Source organism: uncultured Formosa sp. (genome assembly GCF_947500765.1).
GTDB lineage: Bacteria > Bacteroidota > Bacteroidia > Flavobacteriales > Flavobacteriaceae > Formosa.
In genome coordinates this window covers 54,089-71,592 of the sequence record NZ_CANMTH010000001.1, presented here as the reverse complement: position 1 = coordinate 71,592, position 17,504 = coordinate 54,089, and the positions used below count along the sequence as shown (strand labels likewise).

General features: G+C 28.8%; 14 protein-coding genes. All 14 read left to right on the top strand.

Features of this window, described 5'->3' with window-relative positions; genetic code table 11:
- Window positions 1–22: 22 nt before the first annotated feature.
- The 14 genes from Q1B05_RS00320 to xylA all read left to right on the top strand — a co-directional run bounded on the left by Q1B05_RS00320 (window position 23) and on the right by xylA (window position 17,466).
- Entirely contained in the window at window positions 23–1,276 is a 1,254-nt protein-coding gene (locus tag Q1B05_RS00320) for a GTP-binding protein (RefSeq protein ID WP_299776496.1), read from the top strand.
- Between the two features lie 159 nt (window positions 1,277–1,435).
- On the top strand, window positions 1,436–2,671 hold the full coding sequence (locus tag Q1B05_RS00315) for an oligosaccharide flippase family protein (RefSeq protein ID WP_299776495.1): 1,236 nt from the start codon (window positions 1,436–1,438) through the stop codon (window positions 2,669–2,671).
- A complete protein-coding gene (locus tag Q1B05_RS00310) occupies window positions 2,659–3,588 on the top strand; it encodes a glycosyltransferase family 2 protein (RefSeq protein ID WP_299776494.1) in 930 nt (309 codons plus the stop codon). The genes Q1B05_RS00315 and Q1B05_RS00310 overlap by 13 nt, the downstream gene beginning before the upstream one ends.
- Before the next feature lie 56 nt (window positions 3,589–3,644).
- The gene (locus tag Q1B05_RS00305; protein WP_299776493.1) at window positions 3,645–4,565 is read left to right on the top strand and encodes a sulfotransferase; all 921 of its coding nucleotides are present in this window, start codon (window positions 3,645–3,647) and stop codon (window positions 4,563–4,565) included.
- A 492-nt stretch (window positions 4,566–5,057) separates the two neighbouring features.
- Entirely contained in the window at window positions 5,058–5,987 is a 930-nt protein-coding gene (locus Q1B05_RS00300) for an O-antigen ligase (protein ID WP_299776492.1), read from the top strand.
- Window positions 5,941–6,744, top strand: coding sequence for a glycosyltransferase (locus Q1B05_RS00295; protein ID WP_299776491.1), 804 nt, complete (start codon window positions 5,941–5,943; stop codon window positions 6,742–6,744). Before Q1B05_RS00300 ends, Q1B05_RS00295 begins: the two co-directional genes overlap by 47 nt.
- A gap of 14 nt (window positions 6,745–6,758) precedes the next feature.
- Window positions 6,759–7,982, top strand: a complete 1,224-nt coding sequence (locus Q1B05_RS00290) for an O-antigen ligase family protein (RefSeq protein ID WP_299776490.1) — start codon at window positions 6,759–6,761, stop codon at window positions 7,980–7,982.
- The gene (locus Q1B05_RS00285) at window positions 7,979–9,103 is read left to right on the top strand and encodes a glycosyltransferase (RefSeq protein ID WP_299776489.1); all 1,125 of its coding nucleotides are present in this window, start codon (window positions 7,979–7,981) and stop codon (window positions 9,101–9,103) included. The genes Q1B05_RS00290 and Q1B05_RS00285 overlap by 4 nt, the downstream gene beginning before the upstream one ends.
- Before the next feature lie 80 nt (window positions 9,104–9,183).
- Window positions 9,184–10,848 (top strand): tetratricopeptide repeat protein, encoded by a 1,665-nt coding sequence (locus Q1B05_RS00280; protein ID WP_299776488.1) that lies wholly within the window; start codon window positions 9,184–9,186, stop codon window positions 10,846–10,848.
- 3 nt (window positions 10,849–10,851) lie between these two features.
- A complete protein-coding gene (locus tag Q1B05_RS00275) occupies window positions 10,852–11,517 on the top strand; it encodes a response regulator (protein WP_299776487.1) in 666 nt (221 codons plus the stop codon).
- Between the two features lie 248 nt (window positions 11,518–11,765).
- Window positions 11,766–12,833, top strand: a complete 1,068-nt coding sequence (locus Q1B05_RS00270; RefSeq protein WP_299776486.1) for a putative zinc-binding metallopeptidase — start codon at window positions 11,766–11,768, stop codon at window positions 12,831–12,833.
- A 338-nt stretch (window positions 12,834–13,171) separates the two neighbouring features.
- On the top strand, window positions 13,172–14,137 hold the full coding sequence (locus tag Q1B05_RS00265; protein ID WP_299776485.1) for a glycosyltransferase: 966 nt from the start codon (window positions 13,172–13,174) through the stop codon (window positions 14,135–14,137).
- 515 nt (window positions 14,138–14,652) lie between these two features.
- Window positions 14,653–16,137: an FGGY family carbohydrate kinase gene (locus Q1B05_RS00260; protein WP_299776484.1), complete on the top strand. Its 1,485-nt coding sequence runs from the start codon at window positions 14,653–14,655 to the stop codon at window positions 16,135–16,137.
- A gap of 3 nt (window positions 16,138–16,140) precedes the next feature.
- Window positions 16,141–17,466, top strand: coding sequence for a xylose isomerase (gene xylA, locus Q1B05_RS00255; RefSeq protein ID WP_299776483.1), 1,326 nt, complete (start codon window positions 16,141–16,143; stop codon window positions 17,464–17,466).
- Window positions 17,467–17,504 lie beyond the last annotated feature (38 nt).

Here is a 17,504-nt window from a genome sequence, read left to right as displayed (position 1 = left end):
ATAATTTTTAGAATACGTAGATATGTTAGATAATAACCAATTATTAAGATTTACAACAGCAGGGAGTGTAGATGATGGAAAAAGTACCTTAATTGGTCGCTTACTATACGATTCAAAATCTATTTTTGAGGATCAGTTACAAGCTATTGAAAATACGAGTAAGAAAAGAGGTCACGCTGGTGTCGATTTAGCGTTGTTTACAGACGGTTTAAAAGACGAGCGTGAACAAGGAATAACAATAGATGTTGCGTATAGATATTTTACAACACCGAAGCGTAAATTCATTATAGCAGATACTCCAGGACATATTCAGTATACCAGAAATATGGTAACAGGAGCTTCTACTGCTAATGTAGCGACTATATTAATAGATGCAAGACATGGAGTTATTGAACAAACAAAACGCCATGCATTTATAGCATCTTTATTGAATATTCCACATGTTATTGTGTGTGTGAATAAAATGGATCTTGTAGATTATTCTGAAGATGTTTTTAACGATATTGTATCTCAGTTCGAGCAAATTTCATCTAAAATGTTAATTAAAGATGTTCGATTTATTCCTATGAGTGCTTTAAATGGAGATAATGTTGTAAATCGTTCAGAAAATATGACATGGTACCAAGGATCGCCTATGTTAAATATGTTAGAGACCATGCATATTAGTAGTGATGTAAATAAAGTTGATGCACGTTTTCCTGTGCAAACCGTACTTAGACCACAAAACGATACACATAGAGATTATCGTGGCTATGCAGGTAGAGTTGCAAGTGGTGTACTTCGTGTAGGCGATGAAATTACTGTAATGCCTTCTGGATTTACTTCTGTAATTAAAGCTATAAACTTAAACGATCAGGAATTAAAAGAAGCCTTTGCACCGCAATCTGTATCTATTCAATTAGAAGATGATATTGATATAGGAAGAGGGGATATGATTGTGCGTTCTAATAATAAGCCAGAAGCATCTCAAGATATAGAAGTGATGTTATGTTGGTTAAACAATACTCCGGCTAAACCACGTGCAAAATATACGATTAAACACACGTCTAACGATCAAAAAGCAATGATAAAAGATGTTGTTTATAAAATTGATATTGAAAGCTTAAACCGAGTTGAAGGCGATGATAGTTTAAGTATGAACGATATTGCTAAAGTGAAAATTAGAACAACAAAACCTTTAATGGTAGATACATATCGCGAAAACCGTTTTACGGGCAGCATTATCTTAGTAGATGATTCTACAAATGAAACTGTTGCTGCAGGTATGATTGTTTAGAAATAATAAATATTAGTTCCATTACGGAAATTTAACTAAGGATATGCTATTTTTGCTTATCCTTAGTTTTTTTTATAATAAAATCTATTATAAAAAGTTATTCTATAGATTATAGAGTTTTTTTAGATAGAATTAAAAATAATATAAGTGACAAGTTATTTGAAAAAAAAAAACAATAAAATTTTAGAAAATTTTTCTTACTTAACCGCATTGAATTTATTTAATGTACTTTCTCCGTTAATAATATATCCATATCTTATTAGAGTATTGGAAGCAGAAAATTATGGGTTAACGGTGTTTGCCCAAACAACAATTGCTTATTTGGTTATTTTTGTTTCCTTTGGGTTTAATGTTACTGCGACTAAGGAGGTGAGTATTAATAGAGATTCTCCTGAAAAATTAAGTGAAATAGTTAGTGCTACTTTTATAATTAAGTTTTTATTATTTGTCTTTTCATTTTTCATTTTAATTCTTCTGTTTTTTTTGATACCTCAAGTAGGAAATAATAAGATATTATTTGTGCTTACAATGTGGTTGTGTTTTTATGAATTTGTATTTCCTGTTTGGTATTTTCAAGGCATTGAAAAAATGAAATATATTACACTGTTTTCATTAATTAGTAAATTAATTAGCTTAGTATTAATCTTCTTCTTAGTCGTCAAAAAATCTGATTATATTTTAGTGCCATTATTTAATGGAGTAGGTGGGGTTATAGCCGGATTAGTTTCTTTGTTTGTGGTTTTTAAACTTCATGAAGTTAAGTTTAAAATATGCAGTATTAGTGTTTTAAAATATCATATAAAAGATTCTTATCTGATTTTTATATCACGCGTTTCCAATATAAAAGATAATACACCTGCTTTTTTAGTTGGTGCTTTATTAGGGAACCAAGCTTTAGCTTATTACGATTTAGCATTTAAAGTTGTTAAAGTTGTTGTTAGCGTATTTAATAATGTTACTAATGTCGTTTTTCCTGTAGTAGCAACAAAAAAAGATAATAGATGGTTTAAAAAAATATTATTATTTGAATTTTTTAGTTTGATTTTTTGTTATTTAATCTTAGTTATTTTTCGAGACTTTATTGTTACGTTATTAGGAGGAGAAGCCATGTTATCTGCAAGTTCTTTAATACCCATATTAGGTATAATGGTATTAAGACCACTAGCATCATTAATAGGATCTTGTGTGTTAATTACAAACGGGCTAAATAAAGAGTTTACTCTAAATTTGCTTTATTCAACTCTATTTTATTTGATTATTACATTCTTTTGCTGGAGGTTTGAAATATTAGATTTATATACTATCTCATGGGGAATTGCTTTGGCTCAATTATTTGAATTATTTCATAAAATATATATAATAAAAACTAAAAAATTATTTCATTGGATAGTATAAAATTACCACTTGTTAGTATAATGATTCCTACCTATAACCAAGCAAATTATATTGGAAAAACAATAGAAAGTGCTTTGATTCAGGACTACGCTAATTTAGAAATTATTATTTCCGATGACTGTTCTCCGGATAATACCGAAGAGATCTGTGAAAAATATTTGAAAGTAAATCGTAAAATCAAATATTTTAGAAATAAAACAAATTTAGGTAGAGTTAAGAATTATCACACTACTTTATATAATAGAGCAAAAGGAGAGTATGTTTTAAATTTAGATGGTGATGATTTATTGATAGATAAATCTTTTATAAGTAGTGGAATAAATAGAATACTAGGGGTTATTAGTTCTGATCGCCCTTTTATATATATTGCTTGTAAAAGTGTTAAGAAGAATAATAAAGTAAAGAATATTTTGCATAGAATAAATGATAAAAATAAATTGATAAAAGGAGAAGATTTTATTTATGGATTATTCACTAAATATAAATTTTCTCATCTTACTTCTATTTATAAAAGATCAGAAGCGCTTAAACATAATTTTTACTCGTTGGATGTAATTTCTTCAGATTCAGAATCTTTATTAAAACTGGCTATTCATTCAAATGTAATGGTCTCAAAAGATATTGTGGGACAATGGTGTGAAGCAGAATACAATGAGAGTCTTACACTAAATTTTAATAAGCGTTTAGATAATTTAAAATGGATATCATCTATAGATGATTATTTAAAAGATAAAATTCCCTGGAAAAAGAAATTTATTTGGAAAATTAAAGCCTTATACTTTAATGGGAGATGGGTTTACTTGTCCCTATTAAGGAAGGAGAATTTTTCTAGCAGGAATCTAAAATATTTGTTTAAAAACGAGTACTTTTTTTATTTACTCATTTTAACTCCTTTTTTTATTATTAAAAATAAATAATTGTTTTTAATAACGTTTAAACGTTATTAGTTGATACAGAAATTCAGATTAATTATATGAAATCTAAACTTCCTAATTTTATAATTTCAGGATTCCCAAAATGTGGATCTTCTGCTTTGCATTATTATTTAGAGAATCATCCTGAAATATTTATGCCTAAACAAAAAGAATTACATTTTTTTACCAATAGTATTCTTTCAAAACTTAATCAAGGGCCAGGAGATAAAGCAACTAAAATAAGTCAGATTAAATTATTTGAAGATTACGAAAAATCTTTTAAAAACGTAGGAGACGAGTTGGCTATTGGAGATGCTTCTCCATCTTATATTAACTATCCTGAGAAGTTTAAAGAGATAAAAGATAGGTTGTTCGATCCTAAGGTGATTATCTTGTTAAGAGACCCTGTTAAACGGGCTTATTCAAACTATTTACACCTTGTTAGAGAAGGAAGAGAAACTTTAGGCTTTTATGAGGCCCTTTTAGAGGAAGAAAATAGGAAGAAGAAGAAATTTTCAGACTTTTGGTATTATCGTTTTAATTCTACATATACAGAAAAGGTGCAAAAGGCTCAGGAAGTTTTTAGTGATGTATTAATTATAACACAGGAAGAATTAAACTCAAAACCAAATGAAACAATTAAAAGTATTTTTACTTTTTTAAATGTTAATGCAGACTATACGCCTACTAATTTGAGTGAGCGATATAATGAAGGTGGTGTTTTTGAAGATAATTTTATTACTCGAACATTTTTTAAGCAGAGTAAATTAAAAAGTTTTATAAAGAAAAGGTTTCCTATTCCAGTTGAAGTAAAAAACATAAAAAACAAAGTTGTAAATAATTATAGAAAACCAACTCCGTTAATTGATGAGAAAGCAGAAGATTTTTTAGTAAAAGAATTATCTGAGGACGTTTCAAACATAAAAAAAATAGGAGTAGATGTTTCTGGATGGAACAAGAAATTTTATCAAAAAAACTAAGGTTTAATGAAAACTATATTCATTCGAAAATCATTACCATATACATTACTATTATTAGGCGTTTTTTTTATGCCTTTTAATTCTTTTAATGGTTTTAAAGTTTTGGGGGAATTTAATAGAGATTCTTGCTTTTTCTTTTTTTTTCTATCAGGTGTGTTTATTTTTTTTACTAAAAAAATTGAATTTCCATTTTATAGTACTTTATTTAAAATAGTGCTTTTAATCGTGTTTTATTTTTTTATTAGTGGGATATTAAATGTTTACGATATGTCTCATTATTATTTTAAGCATACTTCAGGTCTTAATCGATTCATAAGACAAATTACCTCATTTCTTTTATCTTCTGTTTTTTTGATTTATGTTTTTTATAACGTCTTTAGGCATTATGAAGTAGATGAAATTTTTTATACTCTAAGAAAAGTTATATTATATTCCTTAATTATCGTTGCTCTATATGGGGTTGTAGAGTTTTTAATTGTTAAGGGGAAAAGGATGGAATTAATGCCAATTCTTAATTTATTTAATTATTTTCCTTTTACTAAAGCCCATATAGACTGGACAACCAATAGAATGTCGTCTGTTTCTTTTGAGTCTCCTGCTTTGGCTACATATTTAATTAGTATAGCAGGTTGGATGTTTAGTTATGTACTGACAGAAAAAGGTATTAAGAGATTTATTCCAATGTTTTTAACCATTATTTTATCTTTTTTAAGCGGTTCTCGTGCAGGTATTTTTGTTATTGTTATACAAGTTTTAATTTTAGGAATGTATTTAATGAAGGATAAAAAGTTTAAAAAACTTTTTATCAATATATTTCTTATTAGTTTGGTTTTAGGTACTTTAATGATGCTTTTTTACTCAAAGCCTATTATTGGATACGTATCGTCAAAAGTGATGTCTTTTAAGACTAGTGATGATGTACATGCTATGTCTAATAAAACTAGATTTGGTATACAGACAGCTATGTTTGAGGTGTTTTTAAATAATCCATTAAAAGGCACAGGTTATGGGTTACAAGCTTTCGAATCTAGTAAATTGTATCCGGAATGGGCTGTTAAAGGAAATTGGGAATTTAGGTTAAAGTATTTAAATGACAAACATAAAAGTTTCCCTCCGGGGTTTAATTTGTATTTGCGACTATTGGCAGAGACAGGTGTAATTGGTTTTATTCTTTTTATGTTCTTAATAGTAATAATATTTTCATGGTGCTATAAAAAGACTTTTAAAAGACAAGGTTTACAGTCTGTAATTCCTTTAATGATTACAATTTCTATGGTTGGATTTATTTTTAATTGGTTAAAAATGGACACATTTAGAATTTACTTTTTTTGGTTATGTTTAACGCTAATAATTTTAATACAAAGACAAGGAACTCGTGATAAACGAAAAGAGAATAATAGTTTTAATACCCCATTACAATAATCCTGAATGTTTAGAAACATCTATTCGATCTATAGATGATATAATACAAGTAGATGTATTAATTATAGATGATGGTAGTAGTAGAAAACCAAATGAAGTAGAGTTAAAAAAAGCTTATAAAAATGGTGAGATTTATTTTAAATATTTAGAAGAAAATAAAGGGTTGAGCAGCGCTTTAAATAAAGGCATTTTTTTTGCTCAAACGAATAAATATGAATTCATCGGACGTCTGGATTGTGGAGATCGTTGTTTTAAAAATAAATTTTCGAAACAATTAGATTTCCTTGATAACAATGATAAAATAAAATTGTTAGGAACTTGTGCAGTTGTTGTAGATGAAGTAGGTAACGAATTATTTATGTTAAACCATCCTCTTAAACATGAAGAAATAAAAAAGAAAATGTATTTAAATAATATGTTCGTTCACCCTACAGTTGTTATTAGAACTAAAGTTTTTAAGAGTGTTGAAATGTATGATGAAAAATATACCAGAGCGGCTCAAGATTATGCCCTTTTTTTTAGGATAATGAGAAAGTTTCAAGTAGCTAATTTACCAGAACCTTTATTGTATTATGAAATATCATCAAATTCTATTTCATCAAAAAGGAGACAGTTGCAAGTTAAGCATAGAATAAAAATTATATTAGAAAATTTTCATTTTGGATTTTATCCTATATATGGTTTAATTAGAAATACTATTTTATTTTTTATGTCAAGAGAAGCCACAACAAAATTAAAATTGATCTTTAAAAAGTAAAGAGAATCTAACTGATGAATTACAAAAAATACCTTGAGATTTTTTACGAATATTTATTCTTAATTTTTTGGCTAGTTGTGCCTTTTGAAGAATATGTAAGTGCTGTTCCAAATATTTTAATAGGAGTATTATTGGCTATCTATTTGGTAGTATTTAAAAAGAATCAATTTAAGTCTTTATTTAAAAATAAAAGTTATATAGTTTGGTTAGGGTTCGTTTTATATATATATCTTATTGCTGTATTTGAAAATAGAGTTTCTGAAGATTTTTTTATTTTAAAAAAATTATTGCTACCAGTTATAATTGTACTCTTAGGAATTAATGTTTCTAATTTTAATAAATGTAAACTTTGGTTTATAGGAGGTACTGTTTTATCTGTTTTAATCTCTTTTATAGGTGTGTTAAAATATTGGTTTTCAGAAAATAACTTTAATTTTACTTCAGGAGATTTTATTAATCAGATTTTAGTATCCGAACGCATATACATAGGGTTTTGTGTCGCTATTAGTCTGGTGTTTTTATTAGAGTTATTCAAGAATAATAAGGAAATTAAGGTTAAGGTTTTATGTTTAGTTTTAATAAGTTTATTGCTTTCATTTTGTTTTATTATTGCGGCTAGAATTGCAATTGTTTGTATTGTTTACATCCTGATTCTCTTTTTTTTAAGTTTAGAAAGTGTAAAAATAAAATTTTGGAGTATAATTTCATTTATAATGTTCATTGGAATATTTTTTATGTTAAATAAGAACTTAACAAATCGATTTTTTCATTCAGATAATAAGTATCATATTAGTTATTATGAGAAGGTGTCACAACAAGAACCAAGGGTTTTAATTTGGAGTTGTGCTTATGGAATATTCAAGAATAATTTTAACCCTTTTTTAGGGAATGGATTTTATGATGTTAAAAGTCAACTTGTAAATTGTTACAATAGTAATATCGATGTAAATAAAAAAAGAAATTGGTATGTAAAGCGTAGTTTTAATTCCCATAATCAGTATATAGATTTTCTATTAAGCTCTGGGTGGATTGGGATTGTTTTGTTTCTTCTAATCTTATATTTAATGTTAACGATTTCTAGAATTAGTTTTTATACATTGTCGCTTTTAGGGAGTGTAATGTTAATTTTATTGATAGAAAATATCTTTCATAGACAGATAGGATGTTATTTGTTTTCACTTGTTTGGATCTCTTTACTAAAAAATAGAAATGTTAAATTAGAATTTAAAAAAATATGATAAAAGTTATTCATGTTTTACATGCAGTAGGTGGTGTTGATGTTTATTTAAGATTACTATTGGCAACAATAGATCACAATAAATTTGAACATATTATAATTAAAGGGGGGGGAGATGCTTCTAAAGGTTATTTTCGTCCAGATGGCCAGCCTGTTAAGGTTTATCAACTTCCAATTAATAGAGAAATTAATTTTATTAAAGATTTTAAATCTATTTCTCAAGTTGTTAAAATATTTAAGAATGAAAGACCAGATATTGTGCATGCTCATAGTGCTAAAGGGGGGATTATAGCTAGATCTGCAAGTGTTTTTTATAAAGTAAATGTTTTACATACACCCCATGCTTATTCATATTTAAGTGTAGATTATGGTTTTAAGCGTAGCTTGTTTTTGTTTATAGAGAAATTCTATAAAAATATTAATTCAAAATTATTGGCAACATCAAACTCAGAGATTGATAGAGGGCTTGTTGATGTAGGTTATAAAAAGGAGAATGTATATCTTTTTAATAATTCAATATTACCAATTACAAGTTTTAATAATTTAAGTATACCTAAAACTTGGCCAGATAACTATATTTGTTCTGTAGGAAGACCTTCTTTTCAAAAAAATATAGAACTGATGTTAGATGTTTTATTTGAAGTTAAAAAACAAGAAAATGATATTCATTTAATTTTGATGGGAGTCGGTTACCATTCTCCAAATTTGTCAGATGTTGTAAATAAAATAAAGGAGTTAGATTTAGAAACAAATATTACACTTTTAGAATGGACAAAACGTGAAGATATTTTTAACATAATTAAAAGTTCAAAATTTTATATTTCTACAGCAAGGTATGAGGGATTACCTTATTCTGTTATTGAAAGTTTAGCTTTAGCTAAGCCTATTGTCGCTACAAATGTAGATGGTAATAGAGATCTAGTAAAACATAATTATAATGGATTTCTTGTAGACAACGAGAATGTTAATAAGATGTCTGAGTATGTTTTAAGACTATTGAACGACAAGGAGTTGTACAATGAATTTTCTAAAAACTCAAAGGCCCTCTTTCATGGAAACTTCAACTTAAATCAGAATATTAATAATTTAGAGAATATTTATATAAAAACCCGTAAAATATAGTTTCAATATTCAATTTTGCATGCTTAACATCTTACACTTTTCTTTCTAATAAACTCAAAATATCTTCATATTTTTAAAGTATGAATTTTTTTAAAAACAGAAACTTATTTCTAGGAGTTTTCATCGTAATATTTGTATTCTCATTTCAAACTATTTATGGTTTTCAAAATAAACAAATAGATAGTCTTTCGTATTATAATAATTTAATTTCTAATCCTAGTAACGACACGTCTTTAACCAAGGCTTATTTGTATTTCGATAAAATGAAAACAAATAGTATAAAAGAAAAAGATACATCTTATGCTGTTTATTATACGCAAAAATTATCTGTAATTCAATACTATTTGGGCGATTATTATGGGAGTGAAAGTTCTATAGTAGATGCTCTTACTTTATTAGGAAATTCTAAAACAAAAAAGGCCATTCAGAATAAGATTGGGCTTTATAATCGTCTAGGTAAAATTTACGATCAGTTATTGGATTACGATTCTGCAATTAAATACTATAATAAAAGTCTTGATATAGCTAAAAACCAGAAGTATATTAATATTATACAAAATAATAAAGCGCTAATTTATATTCAACAAAATAAATACGAATTAGCAGAATTAGAGTTTTTAAAAATTTATAATGAAAGTAAAAAGTTAAACGACACGTTGCAAACTTATCGAGCTTTAGATAATTTAGGTTTTGTGCAATCTAAACTTAATAAACCAGAAGGTTTAGATAATATGTTAAAGGCTTTAGAATTGAAAAAAGCTATTAAACATAGCATGAGTATTTATGCCAGCTATTCACATTTGTCTGAATATTACAAAGATAGAAACGAATTAGATAAGGCGCTTATTTATGCCCAAAAAGGGTATGATATTGCAAAACAAGTTAATAGTCCATCGTTTTTAAAAGAAGGATTAATTAATTTAATTTCTATAGCTCCTAGTCCAAATGTAATCACGTATTTAAAGCTCACAGATAGCCTAAATACAATAAAACAATTACAGGAAAATAAATATGCTAAGATTAAATATGATTATACAGAGAAGGAAAACTTAGCAAAAGAGAGTTTATTACAAAAGGAGCGCGAGAAACGCTGGAAACTTACGTATTTATCTATAGGAATATTTATTGCTTTAATGTCTGTTTTTGTATTTATTTTTCAGCAATATAAATATAGAAAGGAGAAATTATTTCAAATTTATAATACAGAAAAACGAATTTCTAAAAAGATACACGATGAGGTTGCTAATGATGTGCATCGTGTAATGAATAAATTACAAGAACAACCAGGTGTTAAGGATGAAGTTTTAGATGAATTAGAGAGTATTTACGAACGCACTCGAGATATTTCTAAAGAAAATAGTCCGTTAGATGTCGATTTTAATTTTGAAGAATTACTGAATGATTTGTTGCTAGGTTATAAAAGTAATCAGGTAAATATTATAAAAAGTTTTCCGTCAGAAATAAATTGGAATAAGGTTAAACACTATAAAAAAGTTGTTATTTATAGGGTTATTCAGGAACTGTTAGTAAATATGAAGAAGCACAGTCGGGCTTCAATTGTAGTCTTAAAATTTAGTAAGATTAATAAAAATATAGAGTTTTTTTATAGTGATAATGGCTCTGGATGTAAATTAATAAAGGGGTCTGGTATCCAGAATGTGGAAAACCGTATAAAAAATATTAATGGAACTATTACTTTTGAAACAGAACTAGATAAAGGGTTTAAAGCTAAAATAACCATATAGAACATGTTTAAAAAAGTTTTAATAGTAGATGATTACGATATTGTAAACGAAGGTCTACTTGCAGTGTTAAAAAGTAAAGGTATTACAAATGTAGAAAAAGCACAATATTGCGATGAAGCCTTCCTTAAGCTAAAAAAGGCTGAACAAGATAAAGATTCATTCGATTTAATGATAACAGATCTATCTTTCAAAGCAGATTTTCATGAAGGTGTTATTCTTTCCGGAGACGAGCTTGTTATTGCTGTAAGGGATTATGGTTTTAAAATACCCATTATAGTCTACTCTATGGAAAACCGATTACAGCGCGTAAGAGGCTTGGTTAATAAATATAATATTAACGCTTATGTTTGTAAAGGCCGAAAAAGTTCTGCGGAATTAGGTCAGGCTATTTTAGAAATTCAAGACAATAAATTGTTTCTTTCACCACAAGTAGAAAATGCTTTGAGCCCCCATGCATCTCTAGATATTCAAGATTACGATATAAACTTGATTAAGTATCTATCTATGGGGCTATCGCAAAGTGATATTAGTAAATTGTTAGAAGAAAAAAATATTTCGCCTCGAAGTTTAAGCTCTATTGAGAAGCGATTAAATAAATTAAAAGATAATTTTAAAGCTAATAATGTTACACATTTAGTAGCTATAGTAAAAGATTTAGGACTTATTTAAACATTAAGATAAAACAGTTTCAAACGTTCTTAACACAAGAATTTTTGGATTTATATTGTTATTAATTCTATAAAGGGAAGAAAGGCTTTTGTTACATTTTAGTAAGGTGTGATAATGGCCTTTTTTTTAATAATTAAATAATCACAAAAGATGCAGTCTTACGTTTTTTTGGAAAAAAATTAGATTATATTTAGCTCGAAATTATTGAGTATCATTTACCTATAATTTATTTCTAATACGTGTTTCTTATGAAGATATTTCAATGTAGTCATTGCGATTTTCCTGTGTTTTTCGAGAATACAACTTGTGAAAGTTGCGGATCGGCTTTGGGGTATTTAGACTCAGAGAACGAGATTTTTGCTAATAATTCTAGTCATTTAAAATGGACTGTGAATAATCTAAATTACACCTATTGTAAAAATAAAAATTTACATGCATGTAATTGGTTGGTTCCTATAGACGATGAAACGGGGTTCTGTACATCGTGTGATTTAAATAGAACAATTCCAGATTTATCGGTGCCAGAATATTACGAGCGTTGGCAAATTATGGAGATTGCCAAACATAGACTTATTTATGCTTTACAACGTTTAGAGCTTCCTTTAATAAGTAAATTTGAAAGCCCAGATACAGGGCTGTTCTTCGACTTTTTATCTAAAGAAGATGCAAATGCAAACGGAAAAAAAGTGATGACAGGACATGCAAATGGTGTGATTACAATTCTTTTGGCAGAAGCAGATACTGTAACGCGCGAGCAAATGCGTATATCTTTAAATGAAAAATACAGAACCTTAATCGGGCATTTCAGACATGAAGTTGGACATTATTATTGGGATAGAATTTTTAGAAACAATAATGAGTTTTTAGAAGCTTATAGAAGTTTATTTGGAGATGAAAGACAGGATTACGCCGAAGCTTTAAAAACGCATTATGCTAATGGAGCACCTAAAAATTGGAAAAATAACTTTATAAGTACATATGCATCATCGCATCCATGGGAAGATTGGGCAGAAACTTGGGCACATTACCTTCATATTTTAGATGCTATGGAAACTGCTTTTTATTTTGGTTTACAAGGTAATCCTAATTTAAAGAATTCTGAACATATGCGTATTTCTGCTATTTATCCTTACAAGGATAATCTGCCATTTAAAACCATTTTAGATGAAATATCTCCCTTGTTTTATGCTGTTAATAGCATAAATAGGTCTATGGGTATTACAGATGTATATCCTTTTGTGATTTCAGATAAGGTTCAGGAAAAATTAGAGTTTATTCATCAAATATTGCAACGATTTAAAATGATAGTGCCTTAAGTTAAAATTGTTTCAAAATTTAATTTCAATAAAATAACTACGTTTTATATTATAATCAAATAAAAATAAATATTGCCTATTCGAAGAAAAAGAAGCATCCTAGTTGGTCTTCCTTTTTGTCGAGTTTTCAAGTGTGTAAAAGCATTGTGTATAATTAGTATACATTAAGAATGTATGTGTATAAAAATTACACACAAATTTTACTGGTGTTTCTTGATTAAGATGCTGTTTTATAGTTTGTTATGTCTGTTGGCATATGTATTGCTAAATTACTATCGTATCCAAGTATGTATCTCGGATACTTAAAGAAGTAAACATAATTTAGTACCACATATATTATGAAATCGGCAACATTAAACACAAACCAATTTAATCTTTCAGAAGCCATCTTTGGTGATTTTGAAACTTTAAGTCAGTCTATTTTTAAAAATGAATCAATTACAGATCGTCGTATAAGTTTTACCAATGCAATGGTACTTATAAGCACTTTTATGTTAATGATTGGTGCTGCATTTGGTATATATGCTTTTTATATAGAATTTAAAGATGTTCTTTTAAACCCAATATATAATCCTATAATTTATGGCATTTTTATCTTCTTAATTGGTTGGTTAGCATTTAATGGCGGCTTATTTCTTGTAAGATTTTACTTATATTTAAAACACAAACCAATAGCGTCTATCAGTGACGATTTATTACCTACTACAACTGTAATTGTGTCGGCTCATAATATGGGTAAACAAGTATACGAAACTCTAATAAGCTTGGTAAAAAGCGATTATCCTGAAGAAAAATTACAAATATTAGCTATAGATAATGCTAGTGTAGACGATACTTGGAGTTGGATGCACGAAGCTAAAAACGATTTAGGTAAACGTGTTACTATTATAAAAAACTCTAAAAATATGAGTGAACATTCTGTGTTGCAACACGGATTTAATATTGGTACAGGAGATGTTTTTGTAACTATAGATAATACGGCTAGTATTACAGAAGAAACTTTGAGAACTTTAGTTAGTCATTATATTATAAAAGGGCAGAATAAAGTTGAATATAAGGGCATTAGAGTTTTAAGTAAGGAAGAAGAAACATTTTCGAAATCAAATAAAGATGTGACAGAACCAAATCTGATTTTAAGATTAGCTAAACGGGGTGTGTTTCAAAGAGAAACAAATGTGTATTCTTTCGTTTCTAAAGGTTTTAAAAGCTTCTATAATATGTCTTTAAAATCATTAAAACGTTTAGATGTGTTTTTATTAAATAAAGAAAAAGGATTAAAACAGAATTTAGAATTTTCGGCTTAAGTAAATTTTATAAAAGAACAAATAATATCTATATAATCTATACGGTTTAGATTATATACTAAAGTAGTATCTAGTTTACTTATTTTGCATCACAAAAAAAAAGTAGATTATAAACAAACAATTCGATTGTAACCTCTAAGAGCATATGTTTTTAGAGGTTTTTTATTATAACCTTTTTTCTGTAATCTGGTTTACTTGAAAAATTACGAAAACCTTTAAGTAGTATCTATTGTGATGTGTTTTTAAAGCTTTAAATTTTTGTAAATGGCTTATATTGTTGATGTTTTCAATCGTTTTTTAATATTTTAGTTTAAGATTTTTTATTTCTAGCTCTTAGCTCTAAGAGCTTCTGTTTTGAATATTATTTATTATTCAGCTTAAAAATTCATAATTTCACATATAAATGAAAGTGTTGTTTAACTATTGTTAAAAGATGCATTTAATCTTAAATGTGTGCCTTCATTTTACACAAAGCGTTAGAGAGTTACTTAACAAAACATATTTTTCATTAGAAAATGTATCATTTAGGAATAGATTTAGGAAGTTCATCCGTTAAAATTGCTTTAGTTGATGCTGAAAGCGGAAAAAAAATAATATCACTTCATGAACCACCAAACGAGATGGAGATTCTTGCTATTAATCCAGATTGGGCAGAACAAGATCCTAATATGTGGTGGATGCATGTTTGTAATGCCATAAAACGTGTTACAGTTGAGGCTAAAGTGAATCTTTCAGAAATAAAAAATATAGGTATTTCTTATCAAATGCATGGTTTAGTCGTGGTAGATGAGAAAGGAGATCCATTACGAAATTCAATAATTTGGTGCGATAGTCGTGCTGTCGAAATTGGTAGGCAAGCATTAAAAGATTTAGGAGAAGCCTTCTGTGGCAAACATATGTTAAATGCTCCAGGAAATTTTACAGCTTCAAAATTAAAATGGGTTATAGATAATGAGCCTGATATTTACAAAAACACTTATAAATTCATGTTGCCTGGCGATTTTATTGCATATAAACTTACTGGTAAAATGGCGACTACTAAAAACGGATTGTCTGAAGGTATCTTGTGGGATTACAAACAAGACGATGTTGCTACCGGATTACTAGATTATTATGGTATAAATAAAGATTTGGTTCCGGAAATTGTTGAGAATTTTGCAAATCAAGGTACTGTAAACGCGCAAGCTTCTAAAGATACAGGTCTTCCTTTAGGTGTTCAAGTTACATATCGCTCAGGAGACCAACCAAACAATGCGTTGTCTCTTAATATTTTTAATCCAGGTGAGGTTGCTGCTACAGGCGGAACTTCTGGTGTTGTATATGCGGTTTCTAATAATCTAGAGCCTCAAGAGATTTCAAAAGTCAACCATTTTGCACATGTTAATTATACAAATTCAGAACCTGTAATTGGAACGCTTTTAAATATAAACGGCGCAGGAATTCAGTACCGTTGGTTGCGAAATAATTGTGGAAACGATTCTTACGAAACGATGAATAGTAAAGCTTCAGAAGTCGCAGTAGGTGCTAATGGTGTTGTTATTATTCCTTTTGGAAATGGTGCCGAACGTATGTTAGAAAATAAAAATGTTGGCACACATATTTTAAACCTCAATTTAAACCTTCATAATAATGCGCATTTATATCGTGCGGCTTTAGAGGGCATTGCATTTTCGTTTGTCTATGGAGTAGATATCTTGAAAAAAGATACAGGAGAACTTAAAGTAATTAGAGCTGGAAACGATAATTTATTCAGATCTGAAATATTTTCAAATACCGTGGCTACATTAATCAATCAGGATATAGAAATTTATAATACAACAGGAGCAGTTGGTGCGGCTAGAGCAGCAGGTTTAACCGACGGAGATTTTGAAAAATTTGGAGAGAACATCACCAAAAATGATCATGTTATGACGTATAAACCTCTACCCGACAAAGCAGAATATGAAGCTGCTTATGCAACATGGAAAAAGGAATTAGAAATGATATTAAAACATAAATAAATTATGGCAACAATAGGAAATAAAGAATATTACAAAGGTATTGGTGATATTAAATTTGAAGGAAAGGAATCCGACAACCCGTTAGCGTTTAAATATTATAACCCAGAACAAGTAGTTGCTGGAAAAACAATGCGCGAGCACTTTAGATTTGCTGTAGCATATTGGCATACATTCTGCGGAACAGGTGGAGATCCATTTGGACCAGGAACATTGAATTTTCCTTGGGATAAATCTACAGATGCTATCCAAGCAGCAAAAGATAAAGCAGATGCTGCATTCGAATTTATTACTAAAATGGGCTTTGATTACTTCTGTTTTCATGATGTAGATTTAGTTAGAGAAGGATCTTCTTTTGGTGAATTAGAAAGTAGATTAGCTACTATTACAGAGTATATTAAAGAAAAACAAGCTGCTTCGGGTGTTAAGTTACTTTGGGGTACAGCAAATTGTTTTTCGAACCCACGTTATATGAACGGGGCATCTACAAATCCAGATTTTAATGTGTTGGCTAGAGCGGGCGGACAAATAAAATTAGCAATGGATGCTACTATTGCCTTAAATGGTGAAAATTATGTATTCTGGGGCGGTCGTGAAGGTTATATGAGCTTGCTAAATACCGATATGGGACGCGAATTAGACCATATGGGACAATTTCTAGGTATGGCTAGAGATTATGCAAGATCACAAGGTTTTAAAGGAAATTTCTTAATAGAGCCTAAGCCTATGGAGCCTATGAAACATCAATACGATTTTGATACAGCTACTGCCATTGGATTTTTGAAAGAATATGGTTTAGATAAAGATTTTAAAATTAATATAGAAGTGAATCATGCAACGTTAGCACAGCATACATTCCAACACGAAATTGCTACAGCTTCTAAAGCAGGAATGTTAGGAAGTTTAGATGCTAACCGTGGAGATTATCAAAATGGATGGGATACAGATCAATTCCCAAATAACATTCAAGAGACTACAGAAGCCATGTTGGTGTTTTTAAAAGCAGGAGGCTTGCAAGGTGGAGGTATTAATTTTGATGCCAAAATTAGAAGAAATTCAACAGATATGGAGGATGTATTCCATGCACATATTGGTGGGGCAGATACATTTGCAAGAGCATTACTTACTGCCGATAAAATTATTACTTCTTCTGCTTACGATAAATTAAGAACAGACCGTTACAGTTCTTTTGATTCGGGTAAAGGAAAAGATTTTGAAGCAGGAAAATTAGATTTTAAAGATTTATATAAAATAGCACAAGAAAACGGAGAATTAGATTTACAAAGTGGAAAACAAGAGTTGTTCGAGAACATCATCAACCAATATATTTAGTATATTACATTAGAGTTTCAAACTAATATAAACTGTAT

Excerpts from the sequence above, each read along its gene's own strand:
- Q1B05_RS00320 (WP_299776496.1), top strand. The coding sequence starts at position 23 with ATGTTAGATAATAACCAATTATTAAGATTTACAACAGCAGGGAGTGTA.
- Q1B05_RS00305 (WP_299776493.1), top strand. The coding sequence starts at position 3,645 with ATGAAATCTAAACTTCCTAATTTTATAATTTCAGGATTCCCAAAATGT.
- Q1B05_RS00300 (WP_299776492.1), top strand. The coding sequence starts at position 5,058 with ATGGAATTAATGCCAATTCTTAATTTATTTAATTATTTTCCTTTTACT.
- Q1B05_RS00290 (WP_299776490.1), top strand. The coding sequence starts at position 6,759 with ATGAATTACAAAAAATACCTTGAGATTTTTTACGAATATTTATTCTTA.
- Q1B05_RS00285 (WP_299776489.1), top strand. The coding sequence starts at position 7,979 with ATGATAAAAGTTATTCATGTTTTACATGCAGTAGGTGGTGTTGATGTT.
- Q1B05_RS00280 (WP_299776488.1), top strand. The coding sequence starts at position 9,184 with ATGAATTTTTTTAAAAACAGAAACTTATTTCTAGGAGTTTTCATCGTA.
- Q1B05_RS00275 (WP_299776487.1), top strand. The coding sequence starts at position 10,852 with ATGTTTAAAAAAGTTTTAATAGTAGATGATTACGATATTGTAAACGAA.
- Q1B05_RS00270 (WP_299776486.1), top strand. The coding sequence starts at position 11,766 with ATGAAGATATTTCAATGTAGTCATTGCGATTTTCCTGTGTTTTTCGAG.
- Q1B05_RS00265 (WP_299776485.1), top strand. The coding sequence starts at position 13,172 with ATGAAATCGGCAACATTAAACACAAACCAATTTAATCTTTCAGAAGCC.
- Q1B05_RS00260 (WP_299776484.1), top strand. The coding sequence starts at position 14,653 with ATGTATCATTTAGGAATAGATTTAGGAAGTTCATCCGTTAAAATTGCT.
- xylA (WP_299776483.1), top strand. The coding sequence starts at position 16,141 with ATGGCAACAATAGGAAATAAAGAATATTACAAAGGTATTGGTGATATT.